This window comes from Aeromonas sp. FDAARGOS 1408 (assembly GCF_019048665.1).
GTDB lineage: Bacteria > Pseudomonadota > Gammaproteobacteria > Enterobacterales > Aeromonadaceae > Aeromonas > Aeromonas dhakensis.
Window position 1 is genome coordinate 4,602,501 of record NZ_CP077394.1, and the last position, 16,617, is coordinate 4,619,117.

Annotated in this window: 17 protein-coding genes and 2 rRNA genes (1 of these 19 cut by a window edge); 11 read left to right on the forward strand and 8 right to left on the reverse strand. The window is 60.0% G+C overall.

The annotated features are described in order from the left end of the window. The 4 genes from I6L38_RS21295 to I6L38_RS21310 all read left to right on the forward strand — a co-directional run. Nucleotides 1-765, forward strand: a 23S ribosomal RNA gene (locus I6L38_RS21295) (it extends 2,124 nt beyond the left edge of the window). Between the two features lie 84 nt (nucleotides 766-849). After that, nucleotides 850-964: ribosomal RNA gene (gene rrf, locus I6L38_RS21300) — 5S ribosomal RNA — on the forward strand. Between the two features lie 295 nt (nucleotides 965-1,259). Continuing rightward, complete coding sequence (tmaR, locus tag I6L38_RS21305; protein ID WP_005306016.1) at nucleotides 1,260-1,577, forward strand: PTS system regulator TmaR; 318 nt, start codon at nucleotides 1,260-1,262, stop codon at nucleotides 1,575-1,577. Between the two features lie 216 nt (nucleotides 1,578-1,793). Further along, complete coding sequence (locus tag I6L38_RS21310) at nucleotides 1,794-4,877, forward strand: transglycosylase domain-containing protein (protein WP_216988910.1); 3,084 nt, start codon at nucleotides 1,794-1,796, stop codon at nucleotides 4,875-4,877. Between the two features lie 85 nt (nucleotides 4,878-4,962). Here I6L38_RS21310 and yjgA read toward each other — a convergent pair whose 3' ends face one another. Further along, a complete protein-coding gene (yjgA, locus tag I6L38_RS21315) occupies nucleotides 4,963-5,487 on the reverse strand; it encodes a ribosome biogenesis factor YjgA (protein WP_010635921.1) in 525 nt (174 codons plus the stop codon). 113 nt (nucleotides 5,488-5,600) lie between these two features. Between yjgA and pmbA the strand changes: the two genes are divergently transcribed. Further along, the gene (gene pmbA, locus I6L38_RS21320) at nucleotides 5,601-6,944 is read left to right on the forward strand and encodes a metalloprotease PmbA (protein ID WP_201889594.1); all 1,344 of its coding nucleotides are present in this window, start codon (nucleotides 5,601-5,603) and stop codon (nucleotides 6,942-6,944) included. A gap of 86 nt (nucleotides 6,945-7,030) precedes the next feature. Here the strand turns inward: pmbA and murA are convergent, their stop codons facing one another. The 7 genes from murA to mlaF are packed head-to-tail and all read right to left on the reverse strand — an operon-like array spanning nucleotide 7,031 to nucleotide 11,551. Continuing rightward, on the reverse strand, nucleotides 7,031-8,287 hold the full coding sequence (gene murA, locus I6L38_RS21325) for a UDP-N-acetylglucosamine 1-carboxyvinyltransferase (protein WP_010635923.1): 1,257 nt from the start codon (nucleotides 8,285-8,287) through the stop codon (nucleotides 7,031-7,033). A gap of 17 nt (nucleotides 8,288-8,304) precedes the next feature. Continuing rightward, on the reverse strand, nucleotides 8,305-8,562 hold the full coding sequence (gene ibaG / locus I6L38_RS21330; RefSeq protein ID WP_005306001.1) for a BolA family iron metabolism protein IbaG: 258 nt from the start codon (nucleotides 8,560-8,562) through the stop codon (nucleotides 8,305-8,307). Beyond that, nucleotides 8,562-8,834, reverse strand: a complete 273-nt coding sequence (locus tag I6L38_RS21335; RefSeq protein ID WP_216988911.1) for a lipid asymmetry maintenance protein MlaB — start codon at nucleotides 8,832-8,834, stop codon at nucleotides 8,562-8,564. Before I6L38_RS21335 ends, ibaG begins: the two co-directional genes overlap by 1 nt. After that, nucleotides 8,831-9,463, reverse strand: coding sequence for a phospholipid-binding protein MlaC (gene mlaC / locus I6L38_RS21340; protein WP_005305988.1), 633 nt, complete (start codon nucleotides 9,461-9,463; stop codon nucleotides 8,831-8,833). The genes I6L38_RS21335 and mlaC overlap by 4 nt, the downstream gene beginning before the upstream one ends. Nucleotides 9,464-9,472: 9 nt before the next feature. Beyond that, nucleotides 9,473-9,964 (reverse strand): outer membrane lipid asymmetry maintenance protein MlaD, encoded by a 492-nt coding sequence (gene mlaD, locus I6L38_RS21345; RefSeq protein WP_005305985.1) that lies wholly within the window; start codon nucleotides 9,962-9,964, stop codon nucleotides 9,473-9,475. Between the two features lie 7 nt (nucleotides 9,965-9,971). After that, nucleotides 9,972-10,751, reverse strand: a complete 780-nt coding sequence (gene mlaE, locus I6L38_RS21350; protein ID WP_005305981.1) for a lipid asymmetry maintenance ABC transporter permease subunit MlaE — start codon at nucleotides 10,749-10,751, stop codon at nucleotides 9,972-9,974. Beyond that, nucleotides 10,751-11,551 carry a phospholipid ABC transporter ATP-binding protein MlaF gene (gene mlaF / locus I6L38_RS21355; protein ID WP_216988912.1) on the reverse strand — a complete coding sequence of 267 codons (801 nt, stop codon included), beginning with the start codon at nucleotides 11,549-11,551 and terminating at the stop codon, nucleotides 10,751-10,753. The genes mlaE and mlaF overlap by 1 nt, the downstream gene beginning before the upstream one ends. Before the next feature lie 207 nt (nucleotides 11,552-11,758). Here mlaF and I6L38_RS21360 point away from each other — a divergent pair, with 207 nt between their 5' ends. The 6 genes from I6L38_RS21360 to I6L38_RS21385 all read left to right on the forward strand — a co-directional run bounded on the left by I6L38_RS21360 (nucleotide 11,759) and on the right by I6L38_RS21385 (nucleotide 16,613). After that, nucleotides 11,759-12,754, forward strand: a complete 996-nt coding sequence (locus I6L38_RS21360) for a KpsF/GutQ family sugar-phosphate isomerase (protein ID WP_005305976.1) — start codon at nucleotides 11,759-11,761, stop codon at nucleotides 12,752-12,754. Continuing rightward, complete coding sequence (gene kdsC, locus I6L38_RS21365; protein WP_017766397.1) at nucleotides 12,754-13,308, forward strand: 3-deoxy-manno-octulosonate-8-phosphatase KdsC; 555 nt, start codon at nucleotides 12,754-12,756, stop codon at nucleotides 13,306-13,308. Before I6L38_RS21360 ends, kdsC begins: the two co-directional genes overlap by 1 nt. Further along, nucleotides 13,305-13,865: an LPS export ABC transporter periplasmic protein LptC gene (lptC, locus tag I6L38_RS21370; RefSeq protein ID WP_216988913.1), complete on the forward strand. Its 561-nt coding sequence runs from the start codon at nucleotides 13,305-13,307 to the stop codon at nucleotides 13,863-13,865. Before kdsC ends, lptC begins: the two co-directional genes overlap by 4 nt. Next, on the forward strand, nucleotides 13,852-14,379 hold the full coding sequence (gene lptA / locus I6L38_RS21375) for a lipopolysaccharide transport periplasmic protein LptA (RefSeq protein ID WP_010635928.1): 528 nt from the start codon (nucleotides 13,852-13,854) through the stop codon (nucleotides 14,377-14,379). Before lptC ends, lptA begins: the two co-directional genes overlap by 14 nt. 3 nt (nucleotides 14,380-14,382) lie before the next feature. After that, nucleotides 14,383-15,108: an LPS export ABC transporter ATP-binding protein gene (gene lptB / locus I6L38_RS21380; protein ID WP_005305964.1), complete on the forward strand. Its 726-nt coding sequence runs from the start codon at nucleotides 14,383-14,385 to the stop codon at nucleotides 15,106-15,108. A 65-nt stretch (nucleotides 15,109-15,173) separates the two neighbouring features. Continuing rightward, a complete protein-coding gene (locus I6L38_RS21385; protein ID WP_017784940.1) occupies nucleotides 15,174-16,613 on the forward strand; it encodes an RNA polymerase factor sigma-54 in 1,440 nt (479 codons plus the stop codon). Nucleotides 16,614-16,617: the final 4 nt, after the last annotated feature.

The following is a 16,617-nucleotide window of genomic DNA, read 5'->3' on the forward strand; positions in this document are numbered from 1 at the left end:
GACGCCAGTTGCGCTGGAGCCGTCCTTGAAATACCACCCTTGTATGTTTGATGTTCTAACGCAGGGCCCTGAATCGGGCTCGCGGACAGTGCCTGGTGGGTAGTTTGACTGGGGCGGTCTCCTCCCAAAGAGTAACGGAGGAGCACGAAGGTTGGCTAATCCTGGTCGGACATCAGGAGGTTAGTGCAATGGCATAAGCCAGCTTAACTGCGAGACGGACAGGTCGAGCAGGTACGAAAGTAGGTCATAGTGATCCGGTGGTTCTGAATGGAAGGGCCATCGCTCAACGGATAAAAGGTACTCCGGGGATAACAGGCTGATACCGCCCAAGAGTTCATATCGACGGCGGTGTTTGGCACCTCGATGTCGGCTCATCACATCCTGGGGCTGAAGTCGGTCCCAAGGGTATGGCTGTTCGCCATTTAAAGTGGTACGCGAGCTGGGTTCAGAACGTCGTGAGACAGTTCGGTCCCTATCTGCCGTGGGCGTTGGATGATTGAAGGGAGTTGCTCCTAGTACGAGAGGACCGGAGTGAACGAACCTCTGGTGTTCGGGTTGTCACGCCAGTGGCACTGCCCGGTAGCTAAGTTCGGAATCGATAACCGCTGAAAGCATCTAAGCGGGAAGCGAGCCCTGAGATGAGTCATCCCTGACCCCTTGAGGGTCCTAAAGGGCCGTTGGAGACCACAACGTTGATAGGCGGGGTGTGTAAGTGCAGCGATGCATTGAGCTAACCCGTACTAATTACCCGTGAGGCTTAACCATACAACACCCAAGAAGTGTTCTAAGGCTTGTAGCAGATACCGAGAACGAATAACTAAATCAGCTTTTTCAGATTGAAGATTTTTGCCTGGCGGCAATAGCGCAGTGGAACCACCTGACCCCATGCCGAACTCAGAAGTGAAACGCTGTAGCGCCGATGGTAGTGTGGCATTCGCCATGCGAGAGTAGGACACTGCCAGGAACCCAATTGAAGAAGCCCGCTCATCTGAGCGGGCTTTTTTATTGCCTGAAATTCAGCTTGATTCATGTTTGACTGCTGTTCTTCGATGCATGAGCAGTGCCTGTCTCACACCTTATTCCCCACTCGGCTCTCCTCTGCCGAAACCCGGCGTCAGAGCTGCAATTAGGGTTGTATCTGCTTCATAACTCGGTAGAGTAAAGGGCATCTTGGGTTGGCCCGTACTCTCTCATGCTCGTTTCTCTGGTACGGATGCAACTTGGCCTGCTTTTATCAACCTTACGTCAGTGGTATCGATATGGAACAAGTAAACAAGTCCACCTTCAGCGATGTACTGGAATATGTGCGTATGTCCCGTCGTCAGAACAAGCTCAAGCGTGAAATTGCAGACAATGAGAAGAAGATCCGTGACAACCAGAAGCGGGTGCTGCTGCTCGACAACCTGAGCGATTACATCAAGCCTGGCATGAGCATCGATGAGGTTCAGGCCATCATCGCCAACATGCGCGCCGACTATGAAGAGCGCGTTGATGATCACATCATCAAAAACGCCGAGCTCTCCAAGGAGCGTAAAGACCTGAGCTCCAAGCTCAAGGCGATGAGCTCCAGCAAGTAAGCTCGCTCATTATTCTCCCAAAACACCGGCCCATGGCCGGTGTTTTGCTTTCTGCCATCAGCTCGGATCTCTCGCCGCTCTGCAACAATCGGCTCCCCTTTTCATGATCGCCCTGTTACCATCACTACAAAGCGGTCAATAGATTTCAAGCCATTGACTTGAAACGACTAAGCTTGAGTGAAACACAATAAATTGCGCAACCATGGTGGGGCTGATATGGGCGCATCAGAACAGACGGATTTGAACAAAGTGGCATATCAGGATTCATCTGTCCCAAGCGCGGACGGGAAGTACAAGCGCAAGCGTCGTCCCTGGTGGCGCTGGCTGTTCTGCTTTCTCTTTTTGCTGTGCCTGGCCGCCGTGATTGCTATGGTGGGCTATGAGATGCAGACGTCGCGCCTGCAGTCGCAGGAGATCTCCCGCTATGCCGCCAAGCTGACCTATCAGGTCGAGCCCGGTCTCAGCAAGCAGATTGCCTTCCCCGAGGATGGCCCCTTCGACAAGCGGCTGGGTTATGTGCTGCTGCCCATGATGCAGGAGCGTCTGCTGCAGCGTGGCTATCAGGTCAGCGAGCAGGTGCATTTCTCCGATGCCTTGTATGACTACGCCAGCCGCGGCTTCTTCGTCCCCTATACCGAGAAGGTTCAGGCCGGTCTGACCCTGCATGATTGCCGGGCGGAACCCTTCTATCAGTTCAAGTATCCGACCCACTATTATCCGGACTTTGCCTCCATCCCGCCGCTGGTGATCCAGTCGCTGCTGTTCATCGAGAACCGCGATCTGCTCAGCAATGAGCATCCGCTGGCCAACCCGGCCGTGGACTGGCCCCGTTTTGCCAAGGCGGCCATGTCCCAGGTGGGCAAGGCGCTGGATATGCAGGATCAGTCGGCCGGCGGCAGTACCCTGGCGACCCAGGTCGAGAAGTACCGCCACTCGCCGGATGGCCTGACGCTCTCCCCCACCGAGAAGATCCGCCAAATGGCGTCCGCCAGCGTGCGGGCTTACCGGCTTGGGCCGGAGACCCTGGAGGCACGCAAGCTGGTTGCCTGGGCCTACCTCAACTCGGTGCCACTCTCGGCGGCCCCCGGTTATGGCGAGGTGCACGGTCTGGGTGATGGCCTCTGGGTCTGGTTCGGTGCCAATGTTGACGAGGTGAACCGGCTGCTGGATCCCGCTCGCAACCAGGATGCCTCGCTGGCGGAGCAGGGGCTGGCGCTGCGTCAGGTAGTCTCGTTGATGATTGCCCATCGCCGCCCATCCTATTACCTGGCTCAGGGACGAGAGGCACTGGCCACTCTGACCGACAGCTATCTGCGCCTGTTCGTGCAGGAAGGGATGATCACCCCGCCGCTGATGGAGGCTGCGCTGAAGGCCAAGATCACCTTCCGTGATTTCCTGCAGTCCCCCGCGGTGACCAAGGTCAACAACAACAAGGGGTTGCAGGTTGCCCGTACCCGTCTCAGCCGTCAGCTCGGGGTGCAGCTCTACGATCTGGACCGGCTCGATCTGACGGCCGATACCAGCCTCAACATGCCGCTGCAAAACGAGGTTTCCCATTACCTGCAACAGTTGGCTGATCCGACGTTTGCCGCTCAGGTCGGCCTGTTTGGTGAGCGCCTGCTCTCGCCGGAGAAGACGGGGGATGTGAAGTACAGCTTCACCCTGTTCGAGAAATCGCCTCAGGGCTTCAAGGTGCGGGTGCAGACCGACAACACGGATCAGCCGTTTGACATCAACGAGGGCAGCAAGCTGGAGCTGGGCTCTACCGCCAAGCTGCGGGTGCTGACCACTTATCTGGAGATCGTCTCCGAGCTGCACGACAGTTATGCCGGCATGTCGGCCGAGAGCCTGCGCAAGATAGAGGTGTCGGATCAGGACAACATCAGCCGCTGGGCCGTCTCTTACCTGATGACTGCCAAGGACAAGAGCCTGCCCCTGATGCTGGAGGCTGCGCTGGATCGTAAGTATTCCGCCAGCCCGAACGAAGGGTTCTTCACCGGTGGCGGCATGCACACCTTCAACAACTTCCGGCGCGAAGACAACGGCCGTATTCCGGCCATTCGCGACGCCCTGCGCGAGTCCATCAACCTGCCGTTCGTACGCTTGATGCGCGACATCGTTCGCTACAGCCTCTATCGGGAGGGCAACCGCGCCCAGTTGCTCAAGGATGACAAGGATCCGCGCCGCACCGAATATCTGGCCAAGTTTGCAGACAAGGAGGGGCAGACCTATCTGCTGCGCTTCTGGCGTAAATACCGTGGCAAGACTCCGGAGGAGCAGCTCGACACCTTCCTGGATGGCCTCAAGCCCAGCGCCGTGCGCCTTGCAGCCGTGCACCGCTACCTGATGCCGGATGCCTCGCAGGAGACCTTCGCGGCCTTCCTGGCCAAGCGTCTGCCTCGGGAGAAGCTGAGCGAGAGGCGCATCGAACAGCTCTACACCAGCTATGGCCCCGGCAAGTATTCGCTGCCGGATCAGGGCTATATCGCCCGGGTACACCCGCTGGAGCTGTGGTTGCTCTCCTATCTCAAGGAGTTTGACAAGGCGACCTTCGCCGATGCCGTCGAGGCGAGCCGGGACGAGCGTCAAGAGGTCTACAGCTGGCTGTTCAAGACCCGTCACCGCAGCGCCCGGGACAGCCGGATCCGCACCATGCTGGAGGTCGAGGCCTTCCTCGATATCCATCAGCGCTGGGCCAGACTGGGCTATCCGTTCGATCACCTGGTACCGTCGCTGGCAACCGCGCTGGGCAGCTCAGGCGACCGCCCTGCTGCGTTGGCCGAGCTGATGGGGATCATCCAGAATGGCGGCATCCGCGCGCCGACCCTGCGCATCGAGCACCTCTCGTTTGCCAAGGGCACGCCGTTCGAGACAGAGTTCACGCCGGCGCAGACCGAGGGGACCCGGGTATTGCCGGTAGAGGTGGCCACCGCCCTGCGCAACGCGTTGTCGAAGGTGGTGGAAGGTGGCACCGCCAGGCGCATTGCCGGTGCCTTTGCCCTGCCGGACGGCACAGTGCTGCAGATGGGGGGCAAGACGGGGACCGGTGACAACCGGATCGAGACGGTGGGCCGCTACGGCAACGTGACCAGCTCGCTGGCCCGCAACCGGACCGCGACCTTCGTCTTCTACATCGGGGATGATCACTTCGGCACCCTGACGGCCTATGTGCCCGGCAGCCAGTCCGACAAGTTCCGCTTCACCTCGGCCCTGCCGGTACAGGTGCTCAAGGGGATGGCGCCGCTGCTGATGCCCTATCTGCAACCGGAAACCCACACCCAGTGCGTAGCGGGTAACTGACGCGTCACGCCATGAAAAACGGGGCCGTATAGGCCCCGTTTCATTTTGTGTTGACCGCCACCTGTCGGCGAACGTGAGTCATCACTTACAGCAGATCTTCGATCTCGCCGCGCAGATACTGGTACATTTCGCGATAGGCCACCGGCGGCTTGTTCAGCTCCCGCTCCTTGTTGGCGGTGCGGATCAGCTGGCGCAGCTTCTGGCGGTCCAGCTCGTGGAACTGGGACATCAGCTCGTTGAGGGCGCTGTCGCCTTCGTTGATCAGCCGCTCGCGCCACTGTTCCAGCCGGTGCAGGCGGGCGTTGACGGTGGAGTGGCGATTCTTGATGATGGAGAGCGCCTCGACGATGGGCTCCACATCGCGGCTGCGCATCAACCGGCCGATGAACTGCAGGTGGCGGCGGAAAGACTCGTCCTTCTTCGGCTTGAGCTTGCGGCCCAGCTCGACCGCTTCGGCCAGCTCCTCATCCAGCGGGATCTTCTCCAGTTCGCTGTGGCTGAGGGAGACGATCTCTTCCCCCATTTTCTGCAGCGCCTCGGCATCACGCTTGAGCTGGCTCTTGCTGGGGCCCCAGTCTTCCCACTCGTTGTCGTCTTGATATTGACTCATCGGTCTCTTGATTCCTGTCATTCACGTTTGGCGGATATGTTACCAGCTTCTCCCGCTGGGCGCAGGGGTCTGATATGCTTAGCCCCTTTCCTTCCTTCATACAGATGTGAGTTATGGATCAGCAAGACCAAATCCGCCAGGATCAAGCCCATCTCGAGGCCGTGGTTGCCGAGGCCCTGGATATCGCCAAGGGACTGGGCGCCTCGCTGGCCGAAGTCTCCATCAGCAAACAGACCGGGCTGTCGGTCAACACCCGCGGTTGTGAACTGGAAAGCATCGAATTCAACAAGGATGGCGCGCTCGGCATCGCCGTCTATCGCGATGGCTGCAAGGGATCCTCGTCCACCACGGATCTGAGCCCGTCGGCCATTCGCGCCGCCGTGGAAGCGGCCATGGAGATTGCGCGCCATACCTCCCCTGACGAGTGCGCCGGTCTGGCAGATGCAGATCTGCTGGCCTGGAACGCCCCGGATCTGCAGCTGTGCCACCCGGTCGCGCTGGATCCCCAATATGGCATCGAGCTGGCCACCGAGTGCGAGCGGTTGGCGCTGGGGCGCGATGCCCGTATCAAACACTCCGACGGCGCTGGTTTCTCCAGCCACCTCGGCATCAAGGTCTATGGCAACAGTCATGGCTTCGTCAAAGGCTATGCCGCCTCGCGCAACTCCCTGAGCTGCGTGCTGATCGGCGAGCAGGACGGCGACATGCAGCGCGACTACGGCTACTCCTCCAGCCGTACCCTGGAGGGGCTCTGGAGCCCGCAGCGCATTGCCGATGAGGCGGTGGAGCGCACCCTCTCTCGTCTGGGGGCCCGCAAGATCAGCACTCGCCACGCTCCCGTGCTGTTCCATCCCGATACGGCGGCCGGGCTCTGGGGTCATCTGGTGATGGCCATCAGCGGCGGCAACCTCTACCGCAAGTCGAGCTTCCTGCTGGACAAGCTGGGCAAGCAGATCCTGCCCGAATGGCTCACCATCCAGGAGTTCCCCCACCTGCTGGGGGGGCTCGCCAGTACCCCGTTCGATGGGGAAGGGGTGCTTACCCGCGACATGGACATAGTGCGCAATGGCGAGCTGATGAGCTGGCTGCTTACCTCCTACTCCGCCCGCAAGCTGGGGCTGACCAGCACAGGCCACGCCGGCGGCATCCACAACTGGCAGGTCTCCAGCACAGGTCAGGATTTCAATGGCATGCTCAAGGAGATAGGCACCGGCCTGCTGGTGACCGAGTTGATGGGGCAGGGGGTAAACATCGTCAATGGCGACTACTCCCGCGGCGCCGCCGGTTTCTGGGTGGAGAATGGCGAGATAGCCTATCCGGTCGAAGAGATCACCATCGCCGGCAACCTGGCCGAGATGTTCAGCCACATAGTGGCGGTGGGCAGCGACGAAGATGAGCGCTCCAGCCTCAAGACCGGCTCTGTGCTGGTCGAGAATATGAAGCTGGCCGGCCACTGATCCCGGCATCAGCGGATTGCAGCCATGAAAAAGGCCCCTCGCACAGCGAGGGGCCTTTTTGTATCGGCTTTGCTCAGGGGCAGCAATCAGCCCTTGATGCGCTCGATGCGGCCGCCGAGGCCTTGCAGCTTCTGCTCGATGTCTTCGTAACCACGGTCGATGTGGTAGATGCGATCGACTATGGTAGAGCCTTCGGCCACGAAACCGGCCAGCACCAGACTGGCGGAGGCGCGCAGGTCGGTTGCCATCACCTGGGCACCCTTGAGCTGCTCGGTGTCGCGGCAGATGGCCACATTGCCCTGCAGTTCGATGTCGGCGCCCATCCGTACCAGCTCGGGTACGTGCATGAAGCGGTTCTCGAAGATGGTCTCGGTGACCATACCGGTGCCCTTGGCTACCGCGTTCAGCACGGTGAACTGGGCCTGCATGTCGGTCGGGAAGGCCGGGTAGGGAGCGGTCTTGATGGTGACCGGCTTGAGGGTGCGACCGGTCATGTCGAGGGTGATCCAGTCTTCACCCTTCTCAATCAGGGCGCCAGCCTCTTCCAGCTTGACCAGTACCGCTTCCAGCAGGGTCGGATCGGTCTTGCGGCAGGTGATCTTGCCGCCGGTGACCGCTGCGCCTACCAGGAAGGTACCGGTTTCGATACGGTCGGGCTGGACGCTGTAACTGCCACCGTGCAGACGCTCGACACCGTCGATGATCAGGGTGTCGGTGCCAGCGCCCTGGATCTTGGCGCCCAGCGCGTTGAGGAAGTTGGCCAGATCGACCACTTCCGGCTCGCGCGCGGCGTTTTCGATCACGGTACGGCCGTCAGCCAGGGTGGCGGCCATCATCAGGTTTTCGGTACCGGTGACGGAGACCATGTCCATCAGGATGTGGGCACCCTTCAGGCGACCGTCGACGCGGGCCTTGATGTAACCCTCCTCGATGACGATCTTGGCGCCCATCAGCTCCAGACCGTGCACGTGCAGGTTGACCGGACGGGCACCGATGGCGCAGCCGCCGGGCAGGGAGACGTCAGCCGCGCCAAAACGGGCGGCCAGCGGGCCCAGCGCCAGGATGGAGGCGCGCATGGTCTTCACCAGCTCGTAGGGGGCGACGTGGTTGTTCACGGCGCCGGTCAGCACGGTCACGTTGCCGTTCACCTTGGTGGTGGCGCCCAGCATCTCCAGCAGCTTGATGGTGGTCCCCACGTCTTTCAGACGCGGCACGTTGGAGAGGTGGATCTCCTCGTCACACAGCAGGGTGGCGAACAGGATCGGCAGAGCGGCGTTCTTGGCGCCAGAGATGGTCACTTCGCCGTTGAGAGTACAACGACCATCGATCTTGAATTTGTCCATTTACGTTTGATACCAAATCAGGAGGGCAGTAGAAATTTACGTTCGCGTTTCCACTCGGCATCGGTAAAGGCCTTGATGGAGAGTGCGTGAATGGCGTTGCTGGCGATCTTGTCCATCAGCGGGGCATAGATGGCCTGCTGCTTCTTGACCCGGCTCATGCCGTCAAACATGTCACCGACGGCGATCACTTGGTAGTGACTGCCATCCCCTTTGACATGGACTTCGGACAATGGCAGAGCCTCGAGGAGTATCGCTTCAATTTCAGAGACTTGCATTATGCGTCCTCAGTTGTGAGCGGGGTTGATTGAAACAATCCGGCCACTCCGTAGAGGTTGGCCAGGGTATAGAAATCAGCGGAGGCGCCCACCAGTTGCGGTGTGGTGCCTCGTGCCAGAGCGGCTTTGGCCCATTTGACCAGCAGGGCCAGCCCGGCGGAATCCAGCGTGGTCACGTCGCCGAGCTCGATCTGGTCTTCCTGCCACCAGTCAGCCCGCCGTTGCCACAGCTCAATCACCTGAGCCGCCTGCAGCTCGCCGCTCAGTCTCATGACTTGAGCACCAACGGCTTGGCATTGTGGGCGCGCAGCTGGGCGATCACCGCATCGATGCCGTTCTGGCGAATGAGGCCACCCAGCTCGTTCTGTTTGGCAGAGAGCAGGCTGATCCCCTCGGCGACCATGTCGAAGGCTTTCCATTCGCCGGTCTTGTTGTTCTTGCGCAGCTTGAACTCGAGGAAGATGTCCGGCTTGCCGGCCTCTTTCACGCTGACGTTGACGGCGGTGATGTTGCTGTCACCGGCGGCCTTGCCCGGCTCGACCTTGACGGTCTGCTTGTCGAAATGGGCCAGGGCGTCGGCGTAGGAGCTCACCATGTACTCGGTGAACACCTCGACGAAGGCGTCACGCTGGGCCGGGGTGGTCTGCTTGATCTGGTTGCCGAGCACCTTGTAGGCGGCGAAGCGGTTGTCCACGTAGGGCAGCAGCTCTTCGCGGATGATCACCCGCAGGTGATCCGGGTTGCTCTTCACCTGAGCCTGATCGGATTTCAGGCGAGCGAAGGTCTGCTTGGCAGCCTGATCCACCAGGGCGTAGGGGTCGGTGGCGTCGGTGGCTTGCGCGGTCAGGGAAAACAGCATGCTGGTCATCAGGCCCAGCAACAGGGCGATCTTCTTGAACATGGTTACTCCTTACTTGCTGTCTGACTTGGTGTCGGAAGACTGGCTGTAGAGGAATTTGCCAATCAGGTCTTCCAGCACAATGGCGGATTTGGTGTCTTCAATCATGTCGCCATCCTTGAGCATGCTGGTGCCCATCTCCTCATCGGTAAAACCGGGTACCAGGCCGATGTACTGCTCACCCAGCAGGCCTGAGGTCAGGATGGAGAGGGTGCTGGTCTCGGAGAACTCGCCGGCGCTCTTCTGCATCTGCAGGGAGACGACCGGAACCTGGCTCTTGGCGTCCAGGCTGATGTCGCTGACCCGACCGACCACCACGCCGCCCACCTTGACCGGAGAGCGTACTTTCAGGCCGCCGATATTATCGAAATGGGCGCGCAGGGTATAGGTTTCTCCTTCCGGTTTGAAACTCAAACCGGCCACTTGCAGTGCCAATGCCAGAATGGCACCGATGCCGGCCAGCATGAAGGTGCCAACCAGGAATTCTACTTTGCTGAACTTCATCTTTACCTTATCCAAACATGACTGCGGTGAGTATAAAATCCAGGCCGAGCACGGCCAGGGAGGAGTGGACCACGGTACGGGTCGTGGCCTGACTGATCCCGGCCGAGGTCGGCTTGGCATCATAACCGTTAAAGAGCGCAATCCAGGTGACCACCAGGGCGAAGATCAGGCTCTTGATGGCGCCCTGCATGATGTCATCCTGCCAGTCGACGGAGGCCTGCATGGCGGACCAGAAGCCCCCCTCATCGACCCCCAGCCAGTCCACCCCGACCAGCTTGCCGCCAAAGATGCCGATCAGGCTGAACATGAAGGCCAGCAGCGGCATGCTGATGACCCCGGCCCAGAAGCGCGGTGCCACCACCCGACGCAGCGGATCCACCGCCATCATCTCGAGGCTCGAAAGCTGCTCGGTGGCCTTCATCAGACCGATCTCGGCGGTGAGGGCGGAGCCCGCACGACCGGCAAACAGCAGGGCGGTCACCACCGGGCCCAGCTCCCGCAGCAGGGAGAGGGAGACCAGCGGGCCCAGGCTCTGCTCGGCGCCAAAGTCCTTCAGGACGTTGTAGCCCTGCAGCGAGAGCACCATGCCGATGAACAGGCCCGACACCAGAATGATGGCGACTGACTGCACCCCGACCACATAGAGCTGCTGTACCAACAGCGGAAAGTGCTTGCGCGGCGCGGGTTTGCCCGCCAACGCGTGAAACAACATGATGGTGGCGCGGCCGATGGCGCTGATGAACCGCACCCCGCTTCGCCCCAGTTTGCTTACCTGGCTTGTCAACATCAGAGATCCTGTAGCAGCTCGCCTGCCGGAAAATGAAACGGAACAGGACCGTCGGGCAGTCCCTTCAGGAACTGCTCGACCTCGGGATTGTGCTCCTCGCGCAGCTGGGCCGGCGTGCCGTGCGCCACAACCTTGCGGTTGGCGATGATATAGGCGTAGTCGGCGATGCTCAGCACCTCCTTCACGTCGTGGGTGACGATGACGGAGGTGATACCGAGGGCATCGTTCATATCCTTGATGAGCTTCACCAGCACCGCCATGGTGATGGGATCCTGGCCGACGAACGGCTCGTCATACATGATGAGGTCCGGATCCAGCGCGATGGAGCGGGCCAGCGCTGCGCGTCTGGCCATACCGCCGGAGAGCTCGGAGGGCATCAGCTTTGCCGCGCCGCGCAGGCCCACCGCTTGCAGCTTCATCATGACGATGGTGTGGATCAGCTCTTCTGGCAGGCCGGAGTGCTCGCGCAGCGGGAAGGCCACGTTGTCGTACACCGTCATGCCTGTAAACAGGGCGCCGCTCTGGAACAGCATGCTCATCCGCTTGCGCACTTCGTACAGGCGCGAGCGGGAGAGGGTGGAGATATCTTCCCCGTCAAACAGGATATGACCGGACTCGGGCTTGAGCTGGCCGCCGATCAACCGCAGCAAGGTGGTCTTGCCGATGCCGCTGGGGCCCATGACCGCAGTGACCTTGCCACGGGGAATGGTCAGGTTTATCCCGTCGTATAACAGCCGATCTCCGTGACTGAAGGTCAGGTCGGAGATGGTGATCAGGTCATCGTTCAAACAATTGTCCATCCGGTGTAAATGAAGAGCGAATTTTATGGGCTAGTCTAGGTCTAAGCAACAGCAAGGAACAACTATTGAACAGTCTGCCCATCCAGACGCGCGACAGTTTTTTGTAACCAATTGTCTCTCTTTTACGCCCAAGAAGTATCCGATTCGCTTATCTCGACAGACTTTTTTATAATCCCGCAGCAAATTTCAGCCCGGAGCTGTGCCTTTATGTCTGTAAAGTCTGAAAAAGTGTCTGAACTGTTCGATTTTCGTCGCAGCGCCCGTACCGTGCTGGACATTGAGAAACAAGCAATTGATGGACTCTACCAGTACCTGAACGATGCCTTCGATCAGGCGTGCGAGATGATACTGCGCTGTAGTGGCAAGATAGTGGTCACCGGCATGGGCAAGTCAGGTCATGTCGGAAGCAAGATAGCGGCGACCCTGGCCAGCACCGGCACGCCCGCCTTCTTCCTCCATCCGGGTGAAGCCAGCCACGGCGATCTGGGGATGATCTCCGGCGGTGATCTCATTATCGCCATCTCCAACTCCGGTGAGAGCGACGAGATCCTGGCCCTGCTGCCAGTACTCAAGCGCCGCGGCATTCCGCTCATCTGCATGACCGGCAACCCGGCCTCCACCATGGCAAAAGAAGCCAACGTGCACCTGTGCATCAAGGTGGAGAAGGAAGCCTGCCCGCTGGGGCTGGCGCCGACCTCCAGCACCACCGCGACCCTGGTGATGGGCGATGCGCTGGCGGTGGCCCTGCTGGAAGCCCGCGGTTTTACCGCCGACGATTTTGCACTCTCTCACCCGGGCGGGTCACTCGGCAAGCGCTTGCTGCTGCGAGTCGGCGATCTGATGCACAGCGGCGAGCTGTTGCCCCAGGTGGGGATAGATGCCACCATCAGCCAGGCACTGCTGGAAGTGAGCCGCAAGGGACTCGGCATGACGGCGGTGGTTGATGGCAACGGCGTGCTGGCCGGCCTGTTCACCGATGGCGACCTGCGCCGCATTCTGGATCTGCAGGTGGATATCCATCACACCCCGATCAGCCGCGTCATGACGGTGAACTGTGTTACCGTTGGACCAGAGATGATGGCGGCCGAGGCCGTCAAGCTGATGGAAACCAGAAAGATCAACGGATTACTGGTCGTGGATGGCGACAAGCGCCCGCTGGGGGCCTTCAACATGCACGATCTGCTGAAAGCCGGAGTAATTTGATGCAAAACGTACCGACCCTCTATGGTCCGGTGACGCGCAGCCAGTTTGATCAGGCGGCGCAAATCCGCCTGCTGGTGTGCGATGTGGACGGGGTGCTCTCCAACGGCCTCATCTACATGGGAAATGACGGCGAAGAGCTGAAAACCTTCTGTACCCGCGACGGCGCCGGCATGCGGGCACTGCTCAATGCCGGCATCGAGATTGCCATCATCACCGGGCGCAACTCCCGCATCGTCAGCGATCGGATGAAGAGCCTGGGGGTGCAGCACCTGGTGCAGGGGGCGGATCAGAAGCTGCCCCACTTCGAGGCGCTGCTGGCCAAGCTGGGACTGGATGCATCGCAAGCAGCCTATATGGGAGATGACACCATCGATCTGCCGGTGATGCAGGCCTGCGGCCTCGGCATTGCCGTGGCCGACGCCCATCCGCTGGTGCTAGCGCGCGCCGACATGGTGACCCGGCTGGCCGGCGGTGTGGGGGCGGTGCGCGAGGTGTGCGATCTCATCCTGCAGGCCCAGGGGCTGGGTGATTATCAGCCAGAGGCCTCGGTATGAGCAGACAGACCCTGTTGTTCGCCCTGCTGTTTCTGGTGGCGCTGGCGGCCTGGCAGCTCGGCGATATCGAGCTGGCGCCGGAGCCGACCACCAAGGTGGAAAATTATCAGCCGGACTTCACCGCCAAGAATCTGGTGACGACCCGCTTCAATGCCGAGGGGTTGCGCACTGAGCTACTGGAGTCCCGCTACGCGGAGTATTACCAGATCCTGGAACAGGCCACCTTCGACAAGCCGGTGGTCTACATGTTCGACAAGCAGGGTGAAGCCGAGTGGAGGGTCACCGCCGAGACCGGGGTGCTCAACACTGATGACAACGTGATCCTGCGGGACAAGGTGCATCTGGATGGTCTGCTACCCACCTCCTTCATCTCCACGCTGGATACCCCCTATCTGGAGCTGGATCTGGTGACCCAGAACGTGAGAAGCAATCAGCAGGTCAGCATAGTGGGTAAGGACTTCCAGACCGAGGGCGTTGGCCTGAAGGGTCATCTGGAACGCAAATATTTCGAATTACTGGATCAGGGCCATGCCATCTATTTCAATGAAAAACGCTAATCTGGCCCTCGCGGCCCTGCTGCTGTGCGGCACCGTGAGCGCCAAAGAGTCCGACTTTGCCGAGAAGGTCTATGTGGACGCGGTCAAGCAAGTGGCCGAGCTGCAGGACAATCGCATCACCTTCGAGCAGGATGTGACCATCACCCAGGGTTCCATCAAGATCAAGGCCGACAAGGTGGTGGTGATCCGCTCCGGCGAGAAGGGGGCCGAGGTGATGACGGCCTATGGCAAGCCAGCCACCTTCTTCCAGATCCTGGACAACGGCAAGCCGGTCAATGCCCACGGCAACAGCATCCGCTATGAGCTGAAGAACCGGCTGGTGACCATTACCGGCGATGGTCAGCTCAAGCAGGAAGACAGCCAGGTCAATGGCGATCTCATTCGCTACGACATCGTCAAACAGAAGATGGTTGCCGAGAGCAAGACCCCGAACCAGCGGGTCAAGACGGTGTTCCTGCCGGATCAGGTCGAGAGTTTCGACAAGCCGGCCGATCAGAAGAAGCAGGGAAAATAAGCCATGGCAGTGTTGAAAGCAGCCGGCCTGCAGAAGAGCTACAAGCGCCGTATGGTGGTCAGCGATGTGAGTCTGGAAGTGGGCACCGGTCAGATCGTCGGCCTGCTCGGCCCGAACGGTGCCGGCAAGACCACCTCCTTCTACATGATCGTGGGGCTGGTGCAGAGCGATGCCGGTCTCATCACCATCGATGATCAGGACATCAGCCTGCAACCCATGCATATCCGCGCTCGTAACGGTATCGGCTATTTGCCGCAGGAGGCTTCCATCTTCCGGCGTCTGTCGGTGTTCGACAACCTGATGGGGGTCATGCAGACCCGCAAGGGATTGAGCCGCGAGGAGCGGGAGGACAAGGTCCAGCAACTGCTGGAAGAGTTCAACATCACCCATATCCGCGACAGCCTGGGTCAGAGCCTGTCGGGCGGTGAGCGACGCCGGGTCGAGATTGCCCGTGCGCTGGCGGCGGAGCCGCGTTTTATCCTGCTGGATGAACCTTTTGCCGGGGTAGACCCCATTTCTGTGATAGACATCAAGAAGATCATCCAGCACCTCAAAGATAGAGGCCTGGGCGTCTTGATCACCGACCACAACGTCAGAGAGACTCTGGACGTATGTGAGAAGGCCTATATCGTCAGCCACGGCAAGATGATTGCCGAAGGTGCACCGGCGGAAATACTCGCCGATGAGCAGGTCAAGCGCGTCTATTTGGGCGATCAATTCAGTCTATAGTAAGGGGGCATCTCTTCATTTCCTGTGACGACTGCCTCGCTGACCATAAGGATATCCCGACGTAGATGAAGCCGACATTACAGTTGCGTCTCGGTCAGTCCCTGACCATGACGCCGCAATTACAACAAGCGATTCGTCTGCTCCAGCTCTCCACTCTGGAACTCCAGCAGGAAATTCAGCAAGCGCTCGACAACAACCCCTTGTTGGAGCAAGAGGAAAACGACGTTCAGGAGACCAGCCCGGTCGACCAGGTGGACGTCAGCCAGCTCGATTCCAGCGATGCCATGGCCCAGGACCAGATGCCGGACGAACTGCCGGTGGATACCACCTGGGAAGAGGTCTACTCGGCCGGCACGGCCCAGAGCGCAGGCCCCATCCATGACGGGGAAGACAGCATCTATCAGGGTGAGACCACCGAGAACCTGCAGGACTACCTGTTGTGGCAGATGCGCTTGACCCCGTTCAGCGACGTGGATGCCGCCATCGCCCTCGCCATCATAGATGCTATCGACGAATCCGGTTATCTGACGGTGTCGCTTGAGGATATTCAGGCGGCGGTGAGCAGCGAGGATGTCGAGGTGGAACTCGATGAAGTGGAGGCCGTGCTCAAGCGGGTGCAGCATTTCGATCCGGTCGGCATCGCCGCCCGCTCGGTGCAGGAGTGCCTGCTGATCCAGCTGGGCCAGTACTCCCCTGACTTGCCCTGGCTCAACGAAGCCAGGGAGGTGATCCTCGAGCACATGGATCTGCTCGGCAACCGCGATTACCGCACCCTGGCCCGCAAGACCAAGCTGAGAGAGAACGACCTCAAGGAGGTGCTGGATCTCATCCAGCAGCTGGAGCCGCGGCCCGGCAACGGCGTCATCCAGAGCGAATCCCAGTACGTGATCCCGGATGTTTCCGTGGTCAAGAAGGGCAACAAGTGGGTGGTCGAGCTCAACCCTGACTCGGCCCCGCGCATCCGGGTCAACGAAACCTATGCCGCCATGGCCAGACAGGCCCGCACCAGTCAGGATACCCAATTCATCCGCTCCCACCTGCAGGAAGCCAAGTGGTTCATCAAGAGTCTGGAGAGCCGCAACGACACCCTGCTCAAGGTGGCCAGCTGCATCGTCGAGCAGCAGCAGGGCTTCTTCGAATACGGTGAAGAGGCCATGAAACCCATGGTGCTCAACGACATCGCCGAAGCGGTGGAGATGCACGAGTCGACCATCTCGCGGGTGACCACCCAGAAGTACATGCACACGCCGCGCGGCATCTTCGAACTGAAGTTTTTTTTCTCCAGCCATGTGAACACCGAGGGAGGAGGAGAGTGCTCATCGACCGCAATTCGCGCGCTCATCAAGAAGCTGGTCACGGCGGAGAATCCCGCCAAACCGCTAAGTGATAGCAAGATCGCGGATTTGCTGGCCGAACAGGGTATTATGGTGGCGAGACGCACGATCGCAAAGTACCGTGAATCCTTGTTGATCCCGCCATCCAATCAGCGCAAACGCCTGGTTTAGGCAA

What these genes read in the sequence shown, in the direction of transcription:
- tmaR (WP_005306016.1), top strand. Translation starts at nt 1,260, where the DNA reads ATGGAACAAGTAAACAAGTCCACCTTCAGCGATGTACTGGAATATGTG.
- I6L38_RS21310 (WP_216988910.1), top strand. Translation starts at nt 1,794, where the DNA reads ATGGGCGCATCAGAACAGACGGATTTGAACAAAGTGGCATATCAGGAT.
- yjgA (WP_010635921.1), bottom strand. Translation starts at nt 5,487, where the DNA reads ATGAGTCAATATCAAGACGACAACGAGTGGGAAGACTGGGGCCCCAGC.
- pmbA (WP_201889594.1), top strand. Translation starts at nt 5,601, where the DNA reads ATGGATCAGCAAGACCAAATCCGCCAGGATCAAGCCCATCTCGAGGCC.
- murA (WP_010635923.1), bottom strand. Translation starts at nt 8,287, where the DNA reads ATGGACAAATTCAAGATCGATGGTCGTTGTACTCTCAACGGCGAAGTG.
- ibaG (WP_005306001.1), bottom strand. Translation starts at nt 8,562, where the DNA reads ATGCAAGTCTCTGAAATTGAAGCGATACTCCTCGAGGCTCTGCCATTG.
- I6L38_RS21335 (WP_216988911.1), bottom strand. Translation starts at nt 8,834, where the DNA reads ATGAGACTGAGCGGCGAGCTGCAGGCGGCTCAGGTGATTGAGCTGTGG.
- mlaC (WP_005305988.1), bottom strand. Translation starts at nt 9,463, where the DNA reads ATGTTCAAGAAGATCGCCCTGTTGCTGGGCCTGATGACCAGCATGCTG.
- mlaD (WP_005305985.1), bottom strand. Translation starts at nt 9,964, where the DNA reads ATGAAGTTCAGCAAAGTAGAATTCCTGGTTGGCACCTTCATGCTGGCC.
- mlaE (WP_005305981.1), bottom strand. Translation starts at nt 10,751, where the DNA reads ATGTTGACAAGCCAGGTAAGCAAACTGGGGCGAAGCGGGGTGCGGTTC.
- mlaF (WP_216988912.1), bottom strand. Translation starts at nt 11,551, where the DNA reads ATGGACAATTGTTTGAACGATGACCTGATCACCATCTCCGACCTGACC.
- I6L38_RS21360 (WP_005305976.1), top strand. Translation starts at nt 11,759, where the DNA reads ATGTCTGTAAAGTCTGAAAAAGTGTCTGAACTGTTCGATTTTCGTCGC.
- kdsC (WP_017766397.1), top strand. Translation starts at nt 12,754, where the DNA reads ATGCAAAACGTACCGACCCTCTATGGTCCGGTGACGCGCAGCCAGTTT.
- lptC (WP_216988913.1), top strand. Translation starts at nt 13,305, where the DNA reads ATGAGCAGACAGACCCTGTTGTTCGCCCTGCTGTTTCTGGTGGCGCTG.
- lptA (WP_010635928.1), top strand. Translation starts at nt 13,852, where the DNA reads ATGAAAAACGCTAATCTGGCCCTCGCGGCCCTGCTGCTGTGCGGCACC.
- lptB (WP_005305964.1), top strand. Translation starts at nt 14,383, where the DNA reads ATGGCAGTGTTGAAAGCAGCCGGCCTGCAGAAGAGCTACAAGCGCCGT.
- I6L38_RS21385 (WP_017784940.1), top strand. Translation starts at nt 15,174, where the DNA reads ATGAAGCCGACATTACAGTTGCGTCTCGGTCAGTCCCTGACCATGACG.